Raw genomic sequence first — 18922 nt, 5'->3', positions numbered from 1 at the left:
GGTGAGCCGACCTCAGGTCTTGAGGCCGGGCAGCGGGACGGACGTCTTGCGACGCTTGCGGCGCAGGGTGACGCGCCGGCTGCCGTCCATGTACTTGACGACCCGTGCGAGCTCCCAGCCCCCGAACTCGGCGTGCAGGGACAGCTGGGCAGCCGCGTTCAGCCGCGTGACATCGGAGGGGATACGCAGCGGCGCGTACTCCCACTCGGGCTCAAGGGTGTCGGCACTCATCGCCGTCCATTGAACGCCACGGGGGCGAAGGGCACCAGCAAGGCTCGGCCCCGGCGCGCCTCGTACCCGCGCGGGTCAGCCGCCGAAACGCATCCGGAAGTCGCGCATGGTGACGGTGACGAGCGGCCGCCGACCGGTCAGGAACGCCAGTGGGCCCGCCGGTTCGGCGTCGAACCGGGCTCGCGACAGGGCGAGCCGGGCACGGGAGCGCACCGGGCTGACCTTGGCCCGGCCGTGCAGCCACTGGACGATCCGGAACGACAGCGGCAGCGCGAACGGCGTCGTGGCGACGGCGCGCACGGTGCCCGCGGCGATCGGTCCGGTGTCGTCAGCAGCGGCGAACCGGCCCCCGGCGACGTCGAAGCCGGCGAGCTCCTTCGGGATGCCCCACAGCGCCCGCCCGCCGTCGCGGGATTCCTCGCTGTCGACCCAGATGCGGACGATGGTCGGCAGGATGCGCCAGCCGCGACGGACCAGCACGGTGGCCATCAGTTCGCGGTAGTCGAGCACTCCGGTGGGCTCGTAGACGACCCAGGCGGTGCCGACGACCGCGCGCCCGCCCAGGCGGACGAGGCGGCAGCCGGGCGGCAGGTCCAGGGGTGCGCCGTCGGTCAGCCTGTCGAGCGGGACGAGGAACGCCGACGCGTGCAGCTGACCGTGCAGTTCCCACGGTTCGGGCGGGTAGCTCATGCGGTCCTTCCCAGGTGGTCGCCCCAGATTCGATCACGTTTTCCCCGTGAGTTGCCGGTTTCGGGCCGCAGACCGGCACATCGGCAGGAAGACGTGATCGCCAACGAACCGGGAGCGGCCGACCCGGCGACTGGGGAGGAAAACGTGATCACCCCTCGGGGGACGGGAGGTACTCGTGCAGCAGCGGGATCAGCCGGGTACGCCGCGGCAGGGTGCCGACCTGGCGCACCGCGCGGGCCACGGCGGGCCCGGCCGCGTGCACGATCGAGAGATGCCGCTGCGCCCGCGTCAGCGCGGTGTAGACGAGCGGGCGCGACATCATGGTGCCGGCCTCGGGCGGCAGCACCACCACCACGGCCGGGAACTCCGAGCCCTGCGCCCGGTGCACCGTGATCGCCCACCCGTGCATGAGGTCACCGAGCGCCTTGCCCTTGACGACGGACGGGCCGGAGGCGAAAACCACCGTCACCGCACCCTCGCCCGAGACGTCCTCGACTACGCCGACCTCGCCGTTGGCGTAGCCGTTGGGCTCGGCCTCGAGGTGGTTCGCCGTGGCCACCACCCGGTCGCCCGGGTCGAAGCGGCGCTTGCCCGAGCCCGGGTTCAGCGTGGCCTTCAGCGCCGCGTTCAGGGCCTGCGTCCCGGCGCCGCCGCGGTGCACGGGCGTGACGACCTGCACCTGGCCCGCAGGGATGGACAGCGCCCGCGGGATCGAGTCGGTGACCAGCTGCACGACGCGGTGCGCCGCCTCGGCGGACCCGCGGGACGGGACGATGACGACCTCGTGGGTGGGGTCGTCGACCGCCTCCAGCTCACCGGTGCGCACGGCCGCGGCGAGCCGGGCGATGGTGCCGCCCTCGGCCTGCCGGTACAGCGTGGTCAGCGACGTCACCGGGACCCGCGCGGAGTCGATGAGGTCGCCCAGCACCCGGCCCGGGCCGATGGACGGCAGCTGCGCGGCGTCGCCCACGAAGACGAGGTGCGTGCCGTCCGCACACGCCGACAGCAGCGCGTCAGCGAGCTCGACGTCGAGCATCGACGCCTCGTCGACGACCACGACGTCCTCGTCCAGGGGCCAGTCCTCGCCGCGGGCGAAGCCGCCGTCGAAGCTGACGCCGTCGCCGGACTGACGGGGCTGGGCACCGAGCAGGCGGTGCAGCGTCGAGGCCGGGGCGTCGCACAGCTCCTCGAGCCGTTTGGCCGCACGGCCGGTCGGCGCGGCGAGCGCGACGGACTTCCCGGCCGCCTCGGCCAGCGCCACCAGGGTCGCGACGGTGCGGCTCTTGCCGGTGCCGGGCCCGCCGGTCAGCACCGTCACCCCGCCGCCGAGCGCGGCCGCGACCGCGGTGCGCTGGGTGGCGTCGAGCTCCTTGAGGGCCTTGGCGGACTTCGCGAACGCGACCGGCTCGGCCGTGGCCAGCAGCCGGGCGATGCCCTGGGCCACGCCGTCCTCGGCCTCGGCGTAGCGGGCCAGCCCCAGCATCCCGTCGTCGGACTCGACCACGGTGGCCGCCTCGACGGCAGCGTCGATGGCGGTCTCGGGGTCGCCGGGGGAGAACTCGCGCAGGGCCCCGGCGACGTCGTCGCGGGTATCGACGGTGTGCCCGTCGCGGGCCTGGCGGGCCAGCACCCAGCCGACGAGGGCCCGGGCCCGTCGCGGGTCGTCGCGGCCGACGCCCGGGATGGCGGCGCGGGCCACCCGGTCGGCGTCGCCCGGGGTCACCCCGAGCAGGCTGAGCAGGCGCCAGGGGTCGTCGCGGACCAGGCGCGGGGCCGGTGGGCCGAAGGCCTCGACCGCCCGGCCGGCGAACCGGGCGTCGACCCCGGCCGGGACGAGCAGCTCGGCCAGCTCGTAGGCCGACGAGGCGGCGATGAACGACGAGAGCAGGCGACCGGCGCGTTGCGGGCCCACGGCGGGCAGCTTGGTGAGCGCCGCGGCGGTCACGTCCTCGGGGCCGCGGATGCCGGCCTCCTCGAGAGCCCCGGCCAGCCGCTTGCCGAGCCCGGGCCAGAGCCCGGCCGCACAGAACGCGGTGAAGACGTCGGTCAGGACACGTTCCCGGTGATCGAAACGGCCGGGGCCGACACGTCGTCGAGCGCACTGCGGATCTCGGCGGGCAGGTCGAGGGTCTCGGAGACCAGCGCGCCGGTGAGCTGGCCGAGCGTGCGGGCGCCCAGGATCGGAGCGACGACGCCGGGCCGGTCGCGCACCCACGCCAGGGCGATGGCGATCGGCGACGTGGCCAGACCCTCGGCCGCGGTGGCCACGGCCTCGACCACGCCGATGGTCGCCGGGTCGTCGAGGTCGGCGAGATGGCGCCCGCCCAGGGCGGCGCGGGAGTCCGACGGGATGCCGCCTCGGTACTTGCCGGTGAGCGCGCCGCCGCCGAGCGGGGAGTACGGCAGCACGCCGATGCCCAGCTCGGCACCGGCGGGCACGATGTCGCGCTCGGCCGAACGGTCGAGCAGCGAGTACCGCACCTGGTTGGAGACAATCGGCGCGTAGCCGGGCTTGCCGGCCTGCACGGTGGCCGCGTGGGCCATCCGCCACGCGGAGTAGTTCGACACCCCGACGTAGCGGACCTTGCCGGCCGTGACCGCGGCGTCGAGGGCCGACAGCGTCTCCTCGACCGGGACGGACGGGTCGGGGACGTGCACCTGCCAGAGGTCGAGGTGGTCGACGCCGAGCCGGCGCAGCGATACGTCGAGGTCGTGCAGCAGCTGTCGTCGCGAGCCGTCCACGCGCGCCTGCACGTCCGCGCCGTCCGCCCCGCCCACGAAGCGGTGGCCGCCCTTGCCGGCGATGACGAGCTCCTCGCGGGGCACGACGTCGGCGATCAACCCGCCGAGGATCTCCTCGGACGCGCCGTCGGCGTAACCGACCGCGGTGTCCACCAGCGTCCCGCCGGCGTCGTGGAAGGCGACCAGGAGCGCCGCGGCCTCGTCGGCGTCGGTCTCGCGCCCCCAGCGCCACGTGCCGAGCCCGAGGTGCGAGACCGTCAGGCCGCTGCGTCCGACCGTGCGCTGCTTCACGCTGAAGGAAACTACCGGCTCGCGGCGACGGCGCCCCGGACGGTGCTCGATAGGGTGGCCCGATGCGGTTGGGACTGAACGTCGGGTACTGGGGGTTGCGCGGCGATTCCGGTCAGGATCTCGCTCTCGTGCAGGAGGCCGAACGCCTCGGTTTCGCAACGGTGTGGGTCGCCGAGGCCTACGGGTCGGACGCGGTGTCGGTGCTGTCGTGGATCGCGGCCCAGACCACGTCCATCGACGTCGGCAGCGCCATCCTGCAGATCCCGGCTCGCACCCCGGCCATGACCGCGATGACCGCGGCGACCCTCGACACGCTCTCGCAGGGCCGGTTCCGCCTGGGGCTCGGGGTCAGCGGCCCCCAGGTGTCCGAGGGGTGGCACGGCGTGCGGTTCGCCAAACCGCTGGCCCGTACCCGCGAGTACGTCGACGTGGTGAACCTGGCGCTGTCCCGCCAGCGGGTCGAGTACCACGGGAGCACCTACGAGCTCCCCCTGCCCGACGGGCCCGGGAAGGCGCTGCACCTGATGCTGCACCCGGTGCGCGAGCACATCCCGCTCTACCTGGCCGCGATCGGGCCGAAGAACCTGGAGCTCTGCGGCGAGATCGCCGACGGCTGGCTGCCGGTGTTCTTCGCCACCGGCCACGTCGACGACTCCGTCGACCGGATCCGGGCCGGTCGGGCCAAGGCCGGCAAGGACCTCACCGGCTTCGACATCGCGCCCACCGTGCCGCTCGTCGTCGGCGACGACGTCGCGGCGTGCGCCGACCCGGTCCGCTCCTACGCCGCCCTCTACGTCGGGGGCATGGGCAGCCGCGAGCAGAACTTCTACAACGCTCTCGCCACCCGGATGGGCTTCGGCGACGCCGCGGTCGAGGTCCAGAACCGCTACCTGGCCAAGGACTACGACGGCGCGGCGGCCGCCGTGCCGCAGGAGTTCATCGACGCCACGTCGCTGCTCGGCCCGGTCGAGCGCATCGCCGAGCGGATGGCCGACTTCGCGGCCGCCGGTGTCGGCACGCTGTCCGTCTCCCCGTTCGGCGACACCCCGGAGCAACGCATCGACGCCCTGCGCGTCGCCGCCCAGGCCCTGGAGAAATCCGGCGTGGCCTCATGAGGGTCAGCCTCGTGAACAGCTCCCTCGCGAGGGCCCCCCGATGACGCTGCTGCAGGCGATCGTCCTGGGCATCGTCCAGGGCCTGACCGAGTTCCTGCCCATCTCCTCGACGGCGCACCTGCGCATCGTGCCGGCGCTGTTCGGCTGGCACTTCTCCTACAACCACGGCAAGAACGACCCCGGCGCGCCGTTCACGGCGATCATCCAGCTCGGCACGACCGTGGCGATCGTCGGCTACTTCTGGCGCGAGCTGCTGCAGGTGACGGTCGCCTGGTTCAGGGGCCTGCGCGACAAGCAGGTGCGGTCGAGCCTGGAGTACAAGCTGGGCTGGTACCTCATCCTCGCCACCGTCCCCGTCAGCGTGTTCGGGCTGATCTTCAGCGACCAGATCACCACCGGCGCCCGCAACCTGTGGATCATCGCCGTCACGCTCATCGCCCTGGCGCTCGTGCTGCTGGCCGCCGAGAAGGTCGGCAAGCGCGACCGCGAGGAGGAGCAGATCACCGTCGTCGACGCGGCCGTCGTCGGTACTGCCCAGGCCCTGGCCCTGATCCCCGGCGCATCCCGGTCGGGCACGACCATCACCGCCGGGCTGTTCCGTGGGCTCACCCGCGAGGCCGCCGCCCGGTTCTCCTTCCTGCTCTCCATCCCGGCCGTGGTGCTGTCCGGCGGCTACGAGGCCATCAACCCCGGCAAGGGCGGCAGCCCGGGCGTCGGGCTCACCGGCGTCGCACTGGTGCTCGCCTTCGTCGTCGGGCTGGCCTCGATCCACTGGCTGATGCGGTGGCTGTCGAACCACTCCACCTACATCTTCATCTACTACCGCATCGCCCTCGGGGTGCTTCTGATCGTCCTGTTGTCGACCGGCGTCCTGCACGCGACCAGGTGAGCTCTACCGTGAGCTCGTGAGTACCTTGCTGCTCGTCCGCCACGGGCTGACCGCGATGACCGGGCCGGTCCTGGCCGGCCGGACGCCTGGCGTCCACCTCGACGAGCGCGGTCAGAAGCAGGCGGCCGCCGTCGCCGAGCGCATCGCCGCCGTCCCGCTCACGGCCGTCGTCTCGAGCCCGCTGGACCGCTGCCTCGAGACCTCGCAGGCCATCCTCGACGCGCAGCGAGCGGCCGGTCGGGAGCCCGCGTGGCACGTCGACGAACGCATCATCGAGTGCGATTACGGCGACTGGACGGGCAAGCCGTTCAAGGAGCTCACCAAGCAGCCGATGTGGAAGATCGTGCAGTCGCAACCGTCCGCCGCGCACTTCCCGGGCGGCGAGGCGCTGACGGAGATGTCCGCGCGCGCCGTCGGCGCCGTCCGCGACTGGGACTCCCGCCTGGACGCGGACGCGGTGTGGGTGGCGTGCGCGCACGGCGACATCATCAAGGCGATCGTGGCCGACGCCCTCGGCCTGCACCTCGACCAGTACCAGCGCCTGGTACCCGACCCGTGCTCGGTGTCGGTGATCCGCTACACCGAGACCCGTCCGTACGTCATCAAGGTCAACGACACCGGCAGCGACCTGGCCGGTTTCGCGCCGCCGAAGAAGAAGCGCCAGCGGCGTTCCGCGAGCCAGGACGCCACGATCGGCGGCGGCACCGGGGGCGGCACCGTCTGACCCGGCCGGCGGCTCGGCGACGTCCGCCGCAGATCACGTCCCCGGGACGGGCGCCGCGCCGCACGAGGTCCTAGGCTTGAAGCATCATGCGGCAGCTGTATCTGTTCACCCGTCCCAACCGGTTCGTCACCGGGACCGTCGGCACGCCCGGCGAACGCACCTTCTACCTGCAGGCCGTCGAGGGCCCGCGGGTCGTGTCCGTGGCTCTGGAGAAGCAACAGGTCGAGGTCCTGGCCGACCGGCTCGAGCAGCTGCTGGACGAGATCGTCGAGCGCACCGGCACCGCGCTGCCGGCCACCGACACCGACACCGAGGCGCTCTCGCAGCCGATCGACGAGGAGTTCCGGGTCGCCGCGATGGGCCTGGCCTGGGACGGCGACGCCGGCCTGATCGTCATCGAGGCGCAGGCGCCGACCGACGAGCCGGAGGTCGCCGAGGAGACGCTGCTGGAGGACGTCGAGGAGGGGCCCGACGCCCTGCGTGTGCTCATCGAGCCTCCGCGTGCGCGGGCCTTCATCGACCGCGCCCGCCGGCTCGTGTCGGCGGGCCGCCCGCCCTGCCCGCTGTGCGGCCAGCCGCTCGCGGCGAGCGGACACATCTGCACGCGGCTGAACGGTTACCGCCGCGGCATCTCGTTGAACCCGTGACGTGACTTCTCCGGTGAGCGACGCTTGCGGAGCGAATCAGAGGTGTGAGGGCTGTGCCGGCCGAGCGTAGCGAGGGCGATCTCACACCGCCGCTGGCGCTCGAGGCGGACGACAGCCCCGGCATCAGCGTGCCGGATGCGCTCGTGCTGCTCAGCGCGGGCGAGCTGTCGATCGAGGGCCGGGTGATGGACGCGTCCAACGCCTCGTTCTACTGCGCGGTCGACGACGGCGTGCGCACCGCCGCGTGCGTCTACAAGCCGGTGGCGGGCGAGCGTCCGCTGTGGGACTTCCCCGACGGCACCCTGGCCGAGCGTGAGGTGGCGGCCTACGAGGTCTCCGCCGCCACGGGCTGGGGCATCGTCCCGCCCACCGTCTACCGCGAGGGTCCGGCCGGCCCCGGGATGGTGCAGCTGTGGATCGACGTCGACGAGGACGTCGAGATCGGGCGGCTCATGCGGCGGCGCGACCTCGAACGGCTCCGCGAGATCGCCGTGCTCGACGCGGTGATCAACAACTCCGACCGCAAGGGTGGCCACCTGCTGCCGACCGCGCGCGGCGAGGTGTACGGGATCGACCACGGCGTCACCTTCAGCGTCGAGAACAAACTGCGCACCGTGCTGTGGCAGTGGGCGGGCGCGCGGCTGCGGCCGCAGATGCTGGCCGTGCTCGCCGACCTGCGCACCGGTCTCGACGCGGAGCTGGGGGAGCGGCTGGGGGAGCTGCTCACCCGCCGCGAGGTGCGGCAGACCCGCTTCCGCGTCGAGACGCTGCTCAGCACCGGACGCCACCCCGAGCCGTCGGGCGACTGGCCGCCCGTCCCCTGGCCGCCGATCTGACCGTCGCCCGTCCGGCTTCCCGCTCGCAGTGGTCGCGATGTGCGCCCGATCAGCGACCGGACCGGGCGGGAAGGCGGGTCAGTTCTCCTGCAGCACCGAGAGCACGTTGCCGGCCGGGTCGGTGAACCACGCGATCAGCGGGCCGCCGCGGCGGTTGATGCCCCGTTCGTCGGTCCAGTCGTAGCGCACGAACTCGACGCCTCTGGTCACGAGGTCGTCGACCGCCGCCTCGATGTCGGGCACCGGGAAGTTCAGCACGGTGAACCCCGCTGGGACGTGGTCGGGCTTCGGGTAGACCAGCACGGCGCGGCCCGGCACGTGCAGCTGCAGCATGCCGTTCTCCTCCGTCACGCGCAGGCCCAGCACGTCGGCGTAGAACGCGCGGGCGGCCGGGATGTCGTCGGCACTGAACCCGCTGAACGCCGGGCTGTCAGCGAGCGTCACCGGCCACCACCTCGCCGAGACGCGTCAGCGTGCCGCGGATACCGGCGCGGTTGCGGGAGGGGAAACCCGCCAGCCTGAGCAGCAGCCGGTTCCAGACGTGCGTCGCGTCCCACTGCTCGGTCACCTCGGTGCCGCCGTCGACGGGCTGGAAGGTGTAACGCCAGATGTGGCCGTTGAAGTGCCGCCAGGCGATCCGCCGGCCGTCCTCGAACTCCACGACCGTGTTCTCGATCTTGTACGGCGCGCCCATCTTCATGTCCATACCGAACTTCGCCCCCAGCGACAGGCGCTGCGGTCCGTCGGAGCGCGTCGCCTGCACCGTCCCGGAGCCGTCGATCACCGGATGCATGGCCGGGTCCGCGACGATGTCGAACAACTGCTGCGGCTCGGCGGGGATGACGGCGTGCTCGGACACCAGGTAGGAGCTCATACGGCGCAGTCTGCCCGGTCACGGCCTGCCGATAGCGTGCACGCATGGACTCCTGGCCCAGCGTTGCGGTACCCCGACTGCCCGGTCAGGGCCTGCCGCTGCGACTGCACGACACCGGCACCGGCACCGTCCGCGAGACGGCGCCCGAGGGCGGCACGGCGCGCATGTACGTCTGCGGCATCACGCCCTACGACGCCACGCACCTCGGCCACGCGGCCACCTACCTGGCCTTCGACCTCGTGCAGCGCCAGTGGCGCGACGCCGGGCTCGACGTGCACTACGTCCAGAACATCACCGACGTCGATGACCCGTTGCTCGAGCGGGCCGCGGCCACCGGCGAGGACTGGCGGGCCCTGGCCGAGCGTGAGATCCAGCTGTTCCGCGACGACATGGCGGCGCTGCGGGTGCTGCCGCCCGACGACTACATCGGCGCCGTCGAGGCCATCCCGGAGATCGGCGCCGCGGTCGAGGCGCTGCGCGCCCAGGGCGACGCGTACGCCGTCGACGACGACCTGTATTTCCCGGTGTCCGCCGCGCCCGGTTTCGGGTCGGAATCCCACTACGACCGCGACACCATGCTGCGGCTGTTCGGTGACCGCGGCGGCGACCCCGAGCGTCCCGGCAAACGCGACGCGCTCGACTCCCTCGTCTGGCGCGGGCGCCGCCCGGACGAGCCGTCGTGGGACTCGCCGGTCGGGCCGGGACGCCCGGGCTGGCACATCGAGTGCAGCGTCATCGCCCTGAACCGGCTCGGCATGGGGTTCGACGTGCAGGGCGGCGGGTCCGACCTCGTCTTCCCGCACCACGAGCACTCCGCGGCGCACGCCGAGGCGCTGACCGGCACGGCGCCGTTCGCGCGCCACTACGTGCACGCCGGGATGATCGGCCTGGACGGCGAGAAGATGAGCAAATCGCGCGGCAACCTGGTGCTGGTCTCCAAGCTGCGGGCCGCGCACGTCGACCCGATGGCTGTGCGGCTGGCACTGCTCGACGGCCACTACCGGGCCGACCGCGAGTGGACGGGCGGCCGACTGCCGGCCGCCGAGGCGCGGCTGGCCCGCTGGCGGGCGGCCGTCGCGCTGCCGACGGCCCCGGCCGCGGACGAGGTGCTGGCCGAGGTCCGCGCGGCGCTGGCCGACGACCTCGACTCCGCTCGCGCCATCCGGGCCGTCGACCGGTGGGCCGACGCCGCCCTGGGGTCGTCGGGCACGGCGGATTCGTCGAGCGGTGGGCCGCTGGTGCGCGACCTCACCGACGCCCTCCTCGGCGTGCTGCTCTGAGGTCCGTTTCCGGCGGCGGCGCAGGGCTGTTTCTGGCGCATTCTCGAGAATTACGTCTTTCTACGTAGCGCCATTTTGGGCGACCCCGCGGCATTAATCGGAATTCCCGCCGGCACCCCGTGAACAGGGGCCATTTGCGCTATTGCCGAGTGGATCATTCCGTCGCATATTCGCGGTGCCGCTGAGGCGAAGGCCGCCTCGGCACCAACCCGCATGGGGGACGAATGACACGTACACGCACGACGATGCTCGCCGTCGGGGCGGTGACCGCGGTGACAGCAGCGGTCCTGGTGCCCGGCGCGGCCGGGGCCGCCACCGCCAAGGGCATCCCCGTCGTCAAGGTGAACCTGGGCACGTCGACGTCGCTGAGCAGGACGCACCTACGCCCCGGCCGGGTGACCTTCGAGGTGCACTCGAGAGCCGACCACACCCTGCAGATCGCCAGCCTGCACAAGGGATACACGCTGGCCGACGCCAACAAGGACATCAACGCCGGCTTCGGCGGCGACGCCGCCGCAATCCGTCGGGCGGACAAGAACGTCAACTTCAAGGGCGGCTCGGAGGCCAGGAAGGGCCACCCCAGCCGGGTGACGGTCTACCTCTCGGCCGGCACGTACCTGGCGGTCAACTTCGACAACGGTGCCTCCAAGGCGTTCACGGTGTCCGGGGCTGCGGTCAACCGCAAGACGGTCGCGACCAACAGCCGCATCACGATGCTGACCTACGGCTTCGACTCGCCGTCGCGAATTCACCGGCAGGGCGTCATGCGGTTGAGCAACCGCAGCGACCAGCCGCATTTCCTGGTCATGCAGCACGTCCGACGGAACACGACGTATGCGCAGGTCAAGAAGGCCTTCGCGAACATGTCTGGCCCCCAGCCGAAATTCGTCCTGAAGTCGGGCACCGACAGTGGCGTCCTGTCGAACACCAAGACGCAGGCGTTCAGCTACCGGCTGCCCGCCGGCAGGTACGTCATCGCCTGCTTCTGGCCGGATGACGAGACGGGCATGGAGCACGCCGCCATGGGCATGTTCAAGATCATCACGCTGTACTGATCCATCCCGGGCCGGGGTTCGTCACCGTGCGTGACGGGCCCCGGCTCGGCCCGTGCCAGGGCCTCAGCCGCCGCCGCTGGTCCAGGGCCCGCCGCCCGCGTGGCCGCCGCCACGGTCTCGGCGACGCAGGTAGCGCTCGAACTCACGGGCGATCGCGTCACCGGACGCCTCGGTCATCTCGGTGCGGTCGATCTCGTCGTCGCGCTCCTCGAGATTGCGGATGTACTCGATGACCTCTTCGTCCTCGGCGGCCATCTCGTCGACGAGCGTGCCCCACTCGTCGGCCTGCTCCGGCAGTTGCCCGAGCGGGATGGCCAGGTCGAGAACCTCCTCGACCCCGTGGAGCAGCGCCAGCGTGGCCTTGGGGTTCGGGGGCTGGGAGACGTAGTGCGGGACGCCGGCCCAGAACGAGATGGCCGGGATGCCGGTGGCCACGCAGGCGTCCTGCAGCACGCCGACGATTCCGGTCGGCCCCTCGTAACGGGAGCGCTCCAGGCCGTACCGGGCGGCGGACTCGGGGTCGTAGGCGGCGCCGGTGACCTGCGTGGGCCGGGTGTGCGGTGAGTCGGAGAGCAGCGCCCCCAGGGTGACCACGGTCGTGATCTCGAGCCGCTGGATGACCTCGAGCACCTCGTCGCAGAACGAGCGCCACCGCATGTTGGGCTCGATGCCGTGCAGCAGCACGAGGTCGAACTCAGCCCCCGGCGGGCGGCAGTAGGAGAACCGGGTGGTGGGCCAGGTGATGCGTCGTGAGATGCCGTCGACCTGCGACACCGTGGGGCGGTTCACCTGGAAGTCGTAGTAGTCGTCGGGATCGAGCTCGGCGAGCGGGACCGCGTCCCAGACCAGCTCGAGGTGCTCGATGGCCCCGCTGGCCGCGTCGCCCGCGTCGTTCCAGCCCTCGAAGGCCCCGACCAGCACAGGGTTCACGAGGTCCGGGAACTGCTCGGGGACGCCGCCACCTGCGGCGCCCGGGAAGTCGGACGTGGTCACACAGCATCCGTTCCGTGGCCAACCATGCAACCAGCCTAACGACCGGCGCCGAACCGGGTCAGGACCTGGCGACCCGGCCTGTCGCCGCGGGCCGCCGCCCCGTCGGGATGAGGCGCCGGACGCACGTCGTTGACAGGAGACGAGTACGGCACCCCGGTACCCTGGCCGTACACAGTCACCTACTCAGTTTCCTTCTCGACCGCACCCGTCTTCCTGCTCGTCTGCACCCGTCCCTGAGGATCGCCTCGTGACCGAGACCACCACCGCGCTTCGCCCCGACGCCACGGACGAGCTGACGTCTGCCCTGCAGACGCGCCTGCTCGTCATCGACGGCGCCATGGGCACGATGGTGCAGCGGCACAAGCTGGAGGAGGAGCACTACCGGGGCGAGCGGTTCGCCGACTGGCCGAGCGACGTCAAGGGCAACAACGACCTGCTCGTACTCACCCAGCCCGACATCATCCGCGGCATCCACACCGAGTACCTCGAGGCCGGCGCGGACATCGTCGAGACCGATACCTTCAACGCCCAGAAGATCTCACTCGCCGACTACGGCATGCAGGAGCTCGCCTACGAGATGAATGTGGCGGCGGCCCGCCTGGCCCGCGAGGCGTGTGACGCCATGACGGCCGTCACCCCCGACAAGCCGCGCTACGTCGCCGGTGCCATCGGCCCGTTGAACCGGACGGGCTCGATCTCGCCCGACGTGAACGACCCCGGCGCCCGCAACGTCGATTTCGACACCATGGTCGAGGCCTACCTCGAACAGGCCCGGGGCCTGGTCGACGGTGGCGCCGACGCGTTCATGATCGAGACCATCTTCGACACGCTGAACAGCAAGGCGGCCATCTTCGCCGTCGAGACGCTGTTCGAGGAGCACGGCCGGCGCTGGCCGGTGATGATCTCGGGCACCATCACCGACGCCTCCGGGCGCACGCTCACCGGTCAGGTCACCGAGGCGTTCTGGAACTCCGTCCGGCACGCCCGGCCGCTCATCGTGGGGCTCAACTGCTCGCTGGGCGCCAAGGAACTGCGGCCCTACGTGGCCGAGCTGTCGCGCATCGCCAACTGCTTCGTGCACGCCTACCCGAACGCCGGCCTGCCGAACGCCTTCGGCGAGTACGACGAGTTGCCCGAGGAGACCGCGGCGACGATCGAGGAGTTCGCGACCTCGGGCCTGATCAACATGGCCGGCGGGTGCTGCGGCACCACGCCGGACCACATCGCCGCGATCGCCGATCACCTCGAGGGTCGCGTCGTGCGCGAGCGCCCCGAGATCGCGCCGGCCATGCGGCTGTCCGGCCTCGAACCGCTCACCGTCGACGACGACTCCCTGTTCGTCAACGTCGGCGAGCGCACCAACATCACCGGCTCGGCCAAGTTCCGCAATCTCATCAAGGACGGCGACTACAACACCGCGCTGTCGGTGGCCCGTCAGCAGGTCGAGAACGGCGCGCAGGTCATCGACGTCAACATGGACGAGGGCATGATCGATGGCCTCGCCGCCATGCAGCGTTTCCTGCGGCTGATCGGTTCCGAGCCGGACATCTCCCGTGTCCCCGTGATGATCGACTCCTCGAAGTGGGACGTCATCGAGGAGGGGTTGAAGAACGTCCAGGGCAAGTCGATCGTCAACTCGATCTCCATGAAGGAAGGGGTCGAGCCGTTCATCGACCACGCGCGCCTGTGCCGCAAGTACGGCGCGGCGGTGGTGGTCATGGCGTTCGACGAGGACGGCCAGGCCGACAACCTCGAGCGGCGCCAGCAGATCTGCAAGCGCGCCTACGACATCCTGGTCGACGAGGTGGGCTTCCCGCCCGAGGACATCATCTTCGACCCCAACGTCTTCGCGGTGGCCACCGGCATCGAGGAGCACGCCAACTACGGCGTGGACTTCATCGAGGGCGCGCGCTGGATCAAGCAGAACCTGCCCTACGCCAAGATCAGCGGCGGCATCTCCAACGTCTCGTTCAGCTTCCGCGGCAACAACGCGGTGCGCGAGGCCATCCACGCCGTCTTCCTGTACCACGCCATCAAGGCCGGGTTGACGATGGGCATCGTCAACGCCGGCGCGCTGGTGGTCTACGACCAGGTGGACGCCGAGCTGCGCGAGCGCATCGAGGATGTCATCCTCAACCGCCGACCGGACGCCGCCGAGCGGCTGCTGGAGATCGCGGCCGCGCACGCCGGTTCCGGCCAGGCGCGCGAGGTCGCCGACGAGCAGTGGCGGACGCTTCCGCTGGGCGAGCGCATCACCCACGCGCTGGTCAAGGGCATCGACCAGCACGTCGAGGCCGACACCGAGGAGCTCCGCGCCGAGATCTCCGACCGCGGCGGGCGCCCGATCGAGGTCATCGAGGGTCCGTTGATGGACGGCATGAACGTCGTCGGCGACCTGTTCGGCAGCGGCAAGATGTTCCTGCCGCAGGTGGTGAAGTCGGCGCGCGTCATGAAGAAGGCCGTCGCCTACCTCATCCCGTTCATCGAGGCCGAGAAGCAGCCCGGCGACGTGGCCCGCAAGAACGGCACCGTCGTGATGGCCACGGTCAAGGGCGACGTCCACGACATCGGCAAGAACATCGTCGGCGTGGTGCTGCAGTGCAACAACTTCGACGTCATCGACCTCGGGGTCATGGTGCCGGCGCAGAAGATCCTCGACGCGGCCAAGGAGCACGACGCCGACGTCATCGGCCTGTCCGGGCTCATCACCCCGTCGCTGGACGAGATGGTCAACTTCGCCACCGAGATGGAGCGGCAGGGTTTCGACATCCCGTTGCTGATCGGTGGGGCGACCACGTCACGGGCGCACACCGCCGTCAAGGTCGATCGCGCCTATCACGGCCCGGTGGTGTGGGTGAAGGACGCATCGCGCTCGGTGCCGGTCGTGGCCGCCCTGCTCGACGAGAAGCAGAAGCCGAAGCTGCTGTCGGATCTCGACGCCGACTACGACTCGCTGCGCGAGCGGCACGCCGCGCGCAACGAGGCCAAGCCCATCCTGCCGATCGCCAAGGCCCGCGAGGACCACACCCCGATCGACTGGAGCGACTACCGCCCGCCGCGCCCGCACCTGATCTCCCAGCAGCTGCGCGACACGCACACCGACGACTACCACGAGTCGACGACGCCCACCCAGTACGTCCGGACGTTCACGGACTACCCGCTCAGCGAGCTGCGGGAGTACATCGACTGGCAGCCGTTCTTCAACGCGTGGGAGATGAAGGGCAAGTACCCGGACATCCTCAACAACCCCACGACGGCGGAGAGCGCGCGGCCGCTGTTCGAGGACGCGCAGCAGATGCTGGACCGGATGATCGACGAGCGGTGGGTTCGCGCGTCGGGCGTCTTCGGGCTGTTCCCGGCGAACGCGGTCGGCGACGACATCGAGGTGTACGACACCGAGAAGCGCACGTCGGTACGAACGACGCTGCGCGAGCTGCGTCAGCAGACCGAGCACCGCGAGGGTGTGCCGCACCGCTCGCTCGCCGACTTCGTCGCACCCAAGGACACCGGCCTGCGTGACTACGTCGGCTGCTTCGCGGTCACCGCGGGTCTCGGCAGCGTAGAGCGGGCCAACGCCTTCAAGGCCGAGAACGACGACTACAACGCCATCCTGCTCGAGTCGCTGGCCGACCGGCTCGCCGAAGCGTTCGCCGAGCGGCTGCACGAGCGGGTGCGCACCGAGTTCTGGGGCTACGCCCCGGACGAGGACCTCGACGCCCTGGCGCTGATCAAGGAGCGGTACCGCGGCATCCGGCCGGCACCGGGGTACCCGGCGTGCCCCGAGCACACCGAGAAGCAGACGATCTGGGATCTGCTCGACGTCAAGGCCAACACCGGCATCGAGCTCACCGAGAGCATGGCCATGTGGCCGGGCGCCGCCGTGAGCGGCCTGTACTTCTCGCACCCGCAGTCGCAGTACTTCGTGCTGGGGCGCATCGGGCGCGATCAGGTGCAGGACTACGCCGAGCGCAAGGGCTGGACGGTCGCCGAGGCCGAGAAGTGGCTGTCGCCGGTGCTCGGGTACCGCACCGACGACGAGTAGCCACCGCGCGGACGGAAGCCTTCCGAGCTGCGGTCAGAGCTTGCGCAGCGCGTCCGGCTTGTGCACGGCCTCGCCACCGTTGTCGCTCTCGACGAGGTACTGCGGGTCGTCCTTGCTCGCCTTCACCGACCGTCCACCGGCCTCGGTGTCGGACGTGATCTTCCGGACGACCTTTCCCTCTGCACGCCCGCCCGGACTGTTCCACGAGACGCGGTCACCTTCGGAGAAATCAGCCATACGCGGGTGATTCCCCTGGTCGGTCTCCGGTAACCGTCGCAACGTCAGTGGTCCGCCGCGACGGTCAGTGGTGCACAGTGGCGGTATGCGCGTCGTCATCGCCGGAGGTCACGGCCAGATCGCCCTGCTGCTCGCCCACCAGCTGGCGGCCGCCGGCGACCAACCCGTCAGCCTCATCCGCAACCCGGAGCACGTCGCCGACGTCGAGCAGGCCGGCGGGTGGCCCGTGGTCTTCGACCTCGAGTCCGGCAGCGCCCAGCAGCTATCGGTGCACCTGGCCGCGGCGGATGCGGTGGTCTTCGCCGCTGGTGCCGGGCCGAACAGCGGCGCCGAGCGCAAGCAGACGGTCGACCGCGACGGCGCCGTCCTGCTCGCCGAGGCGGCCCGCATCGCCGGCGTCCGCCGCTACGTCATCGTCTCCGCGCTCGGAACCGACGACTACGACCCGGACTCCGACGACGTGTTCCAGGTCTACCTGCGGGCCAAGAGCGAAGCCGACGCGGCGCTGCGCGCCACCGACCTGGACTGGACCGTCGTGCGTCCCGGCGGGCTCACCGACGAGGAGCCGACCGGCCGGGTCACCGTCGCCACGTCCACCGGTCGCGGACAGGTCCCTCGGGCGGACGTCGCGGCGGTGGTGCGCGCCTGCCTCACGCAGCCGGCCACGATCGGTCACCAGTTCGAGCTGATCGGCGGCGAGACCCCGATCGCCGACGCGCTCTCCGCGCTCGTCGGCTGACGGACCGGACGAGGCCTGCGCCCTTCGGGCCCGTCTCGGCTTGCGAAGCGTGTGAAGATCGTGTTTCGTTGTCCTGCACGACGGCACTGGGAGGGGCACCCGCAACGGGTGCCAGTGACGACACGGCGGGGGCCGAGACATGCAATTGATGATCCACACCATCCAGGTGGGCGACCTGCTCACCATGATCGGGCCGGACGGCGCCGAGAGCGAACCGTTCACGCTGGCCGAGCCGCTGGGCCTGCGTTCGGACAGCGTCTGGATCTACCGGGAGTACGACGCACCGATCGTCGTCGACCGCTGCTACGGGCTGGATTCCAGTTTCCGCCTGCACAGCCGCCGGAACGGGCACGGGGAGCGCCGGCGCCCCTGAGCGCCCGCCGGACGCGCGGTGCGAGAGTGGTCCCGTGACGGCGTCCCTGCGCGAGATCCTGCCCAGCACCGCGGCTCTGCTCGGCGTGCCCGGAGCGACCGACTCGCTGGAGCTGACGTCGTACGGGGCGCACCGCGTCGTCGTCGTGCTCGTGGACGGGCTGGGCCTGCACCTGCTGCCCCAGCTGGCCCCGCACGCACCGCTGCTCGCCTCGGTGCTGAACGGGGGGACCGGGCGCCTTCAGGCGCTGGAGTCGACCTTCCCGTCGACCACCCCCACCAGCCTGGTGACGCTCGGGACGGGTGTGACGCCGGGGGAGCACGGCGTGCTCGGCTTCACCCTCAACGTGCCGGGCACCGATCGGACGCTGACGCACATCCTGTGGCGCGACAGCCCGGACCCGGCGACGTGGCAACCGGTGCCGACCTGGTTCGAGCGCTGCACCGCGGCCGGCGTCGGGGCGACCGCCGTGCTGCCGGCCGAGTTCGAGGGCAGCGGGCTGACGCAGGCCGCCCACCGCGGCGCCCGCTTCGCGCCGGTGCGGGACGGTGAGGACGCGGCCGTGCGGATCGCGCAGGAGTGGGAGCGCCCCGGAACGCGCCTGGTGTTCGGCTACACGCCCGACCTCGACCGCGCGATGCACGTCCACGGCATCGCGTCGCCGCAGTGGCAGCAGGCGGCGGCCGACGTGGACGCCTTCCTCACCCGCCTCGTGGAGCGGATGCCCGCGGACACGATGTTGCTCGTCACCGCCGATCACGGGGGCCTGGACATCGGCCCCGACGGCCGGGTCGACCTCGCCGACGAGCCGATCCTGCGCGCGGGCGTCCGCGTGGTGGCCGGCGAGCCGCGGGTGCGTTACCTGCACACCGTCGACGGTGCGCGCGAGGACGTCCTCGCCGCCTGGCGGGAACGGTTCGGACCCGCTGCGCACGTGCAGACACGGGAGGAGGCGGTGGCGGCCGGACGGTTCGGGCCCGTGACCGACCAGCACCTGCCGCGCGTCGGCGACGTCGTGGTGACCTGCCGTGCCGACACGGCCGTCTTCGACTCCGACCGTGAGCCGGCCGAGGTCGCCACCCTGGTCGGCCTGCACGGCGCGGACTCGGCGGTCGAGACCGCCATTCCGCTGATCGCGATCGGGCCAGACGCGGGTCGGTAGAA

General features: G+C 71.5%; 19 protein-coding genes. 11 read left to right on the top strand and 8 right to left on the bottom strand.

Translation table 11 applies throughout. The features are described from left to right. Nucleotides 1-12: 12 nt before the first annotated feature. From ACFFCA_RS02110 to ACFFCA_RS02095, 4 genes are all read right to left on the bottom strand, one after another. The gene (locus ACFFCA_RS02110; protein ID WP_375481336.1) at nucleotides 13-231 is read right to left on the bottom strand and encodes a DUF5703 family protein; all 219 of its coding nucleotides are present in this window, start codon (nucleotides 229-231) and stop codon (nucleotides 13-15) included. A gap of 75 nt (nucleotides 232-306) precedes the next feature. Beyond that, nucleotides 307-921 (bottom strand): acetoacetate decarboxylase family protein, encoded by a 615-nt coding sequence (locus ACFFCA_RS02105; RefSeq protein WP_375481334.1) that lies wholly within the window; start codon nucleotides 919-921, stop codon nucleotides 307-309. Between the two features lie 148 nt (nucleotides 922-1069). Next, nucleotides 1070-2866, bottom strand: a complete 1797-nt coding sequence (locus ACFFCA_RS02100) for an AAA family ATPase (RefSeq protein ID WP_375481332.1) — start codon at nucleotides 2864-2866, stop codon at nucleotides 1070-1072. Nucleotides 2867-2967: 101 nt separating this feature from the next. Beyond that, the gene (locus ACFFCA_RS02095) at nucleotides 2968-3954 is read right to left on the bottom strand and encodes an aldo/keto reductase (RefSeq protein WP_375481330.1); all 987 of its coding nucleotides are present in this window, start codon (nucleotides 3952-3954) and stop codon (nucleotides 2968-2970) included. 62 nt (nucleotides 3955-4016) lie between these two features. Between ACFFCA_RS02095 and ACFFCA_RS02090 the strand changes: the two genes are divergently transcribed. The 5 genes from ACFFCA_RS02090 to ACFFCA_RS02070 all read left to right on the top strand — a co-directional run bounded on the left by ACFFCA_RS02090 (nucleotide 4017) and on the right by ACFFCA_RS02070 (nucleotide 8165). Next, nucleotides 4017-5069, top strand: coding sequence for an LLM class F420-dependent oxidoreductase (locus tag ACFFCA_RS02090; protein ID WP_375481328.1), 1053 nt, complete (start codon nucleotides 4017-4019; stop codon nucleotides 5067-5069). Between the two features lie 40 nt (nucleotides 5070-5109). Further along, nucleotides 5110-5958: an undecaprenyl-diphosphate phosphatase gene (locus ACFFCA_RS02085; RefSeq protein ID WP_375481326.1), complete on the top strand. Its 849-nt coding sequence runs from the start codon at nucleotides 5110-5112 to the stop codon at nucleotides 5956-5958. A gap of 16 nt (nucleotides 5959-5974) precedes the next feature. Further along, entirely contained in the window at nucleotides 5975-6682 is a 708-nt protein-coding gene (locus ACFFCA_RS02080) for an MSMEG_4193 family putative phosphomutase (protein ID WP_375481325.1), read from the top strand. Between the two features lie 83 nt (nucleotides 6683-6765). Beyond that, the gene (locus tag ACFFCA_RS02075) at nucleotides 6766-7329 is read left to right on the top strand and encodes a DUF3090 domain-containing protein (RefSeq protein ID WP_375481527.1); all 564 of its coding nucleotides are present in this window, start codon (nucleotides 6766-6768) and stop codon (nucleotides 7327-7329) included. Nucleotides 7330-7421: 92 nt separating this feature from the next. Further along, complete coding sequence (locus ACFFCA_RS02070) at nucleotides 7422-8165, top strand: SCO1664 family protein (RefSeq protein WP_375481525.1); 744 nt, start codon at nucleotides 7422-7424, stop codon at nucleotides 8163-8165. A gap of 78 nt (nucleotides 8166-8243) precedes the next feature. Here ACFFCA_RS02070 and ACFFCA_RS02065 read toward each other — a convergent pair whose 3' ends face one another. Continuing rightward, the gene (locus ACFFCA_RS02065) at nucleotides 8244-8609 is read right to left on the bottom strand and encodes a VOC family protein (protein WP_375481323.1); all 366 of its coding nucleotides are present in this window, start codon (nucleotides 8607-8609) and stop codon (nucleotides 8244-8246) included. Then, nucleotides 8596-9039 carry an SRPBCC family protein gene (locus ACFFCA_RS02060; RefSeq protein ID WP_375481321.1) on the bottom strand — a complete coding sequence of 148 codons (444 nt, stop codon included), beginning with the start codon at nucleotides 9037-9039 and terminating at the stop codon, nucleotides 8596-8598. Before ACFFCA_RS02060 ends, ACFFCA_RS02065 begins: the two co-directional genes overlap by 14 nt. A 44-nt stretch (nucleotides 9040-9083) precedes the next feature. Between ACFFCA_RS02060 and mshC the strand changes: the two genes are divergently transcribed. Together mshC and ACFFCA_RS02050 are read left to right on the top strand one after the other, a co-directional pair. After that, the gene (gene mshC, locus ACFFCA_RS02055; RefSeq protein ID WP_375481319.1) at nucleotides 9084-10319 is read left to right on the top strand and encodes a cysteine--1-D-myo-inosityl 2-amino-2-deoxy-alpha-D-glucopyranoside ligase; all 1236 of its coding nucleotides are present in this window, start codon (nucleotides 9084-9086) and stop codon (nucleotides 10317-10319) included. 224 nt (nucleotides 10320-10543) lie between these two features. Continuing rightward, on the top strand, nucleotides 10544-11374 hold the full coding sequence (locus tag ACFFCA_RS02050; RefSeq protein WP_375481317.1) for a hypothetical protein: 831 nt from the start codon (nucleotides 10544-10546) through the stop codon (nucleotides 11372-11374). Between the two features lie 63 nt (nucleotides 11375-11437). Here ACFFCA_RS02050 and ACFFCA_RS02045 read toward each other — a convergent pair whose 3' ends face one another. Continuing rightward, nucleotides 11438-12367: a PAC2 family protein gene (locus ACFFCA_RS02045; RefSeq protein ID WP_375481315.1), complete on the bottom strand. Its 930-nt coding sequence runs from the start codon at nucleotides 12365-12367 to the stop codon at nucleotides 11438-11440. Nucleotides 12368-12614: 247 nt separating this feature from the next. Here ACFFCA_RS02045 and metH point away from each other — a divergent pair, with 247 nt between their 5' ends. Beyond that, a complete protein-coding gene (gene metH, locus ACFFCA_RS02040) occupies nucleotides 12615-16409 on the top strand; it encodes a methionine synthase (RefSeq protein ID WP_375481313.1) in 3795 nt (1264 codons plus the stop codon). 33 nt (nucleotides 16410-16442) lie between these two features. Here metH and ACFFCA_RS02035 read toward each other — a convergent pair whose 3' ends face one another. Next, entirely contained in the window at nucleotides 16443-16646 is a 204-nt protein-coding gene (locus tag ACFFCA_RS02035; protein WP_375481311.1) for a DUF2945 domain-containing protein, read from the bottom strand. A gap of 85 nt (nucleotides 16647-16731) precedes the next feature. On the opposite strand from ACFFCA_RS02035, the gene ACFFCA_RS02030 reads away from it, so the two are divergent. The 3 genes from ACFFCA_RS02030 (at nucleotide 16732) to ACFFCA_RS02020 (ending at nucleotide 18920) form a co-directional block, all read left to right on the top strand. Further along, nucleotides 16732-17385 carry an NAD(P)H-binding protein gene (locus tag ACFFCA_RS02030; protein ID WP_375481309.1) on the top strand — a complete coding sequence of 218 codons (654 nt, stop codon included), beginning with the start codon at nucleotides 16732-16734 and terminating at the stop codon, nucleotides 17383-17385. Nucleotides 17386-17524: 139 nt separating this feature from the next. Next, nucleotides 17525-17758 carry a hypothetical protein gene (locus ACFFCA_RS02025; protein WP_375481307.1) on the top strand — a complete coding sequence of 78 codons (234 nt, stop codon included), beginning with the start codon at nucleotides 17525-17527 and terminating at the stop codon, nucleotides 17756-17758. 34 nt (nucleotides 17759-17792) lie between these two features. Next, complete coding sequence (locus ACFFCA_RS02020) at nucleotides 17793-18920, top strand: alkaline phosphatase family protein (protein ID WP_375481305.1); 1128 nt, start codon at nucleotides 17793-17795, stop codon at nucleotides 18918-18920. Nucleotides 18921-18922 lie beyond the last annotated feature (2 nt).

Origin of the sequence: uncultured Jatrophihabitans sp., assembly GCF_964252635.1 — a bacterium.
GTDB lineage: Bacteria > Actinomycetota > Actinomycetes > Mycobacteriales > Jatrophihabitantaceae > Jatrophihabitans.
The sequence above is the reverse complement of the archived record's forward strand: the minus strand, read 5'-3'. Positions and strand labels throughout refer to the sequence as shown.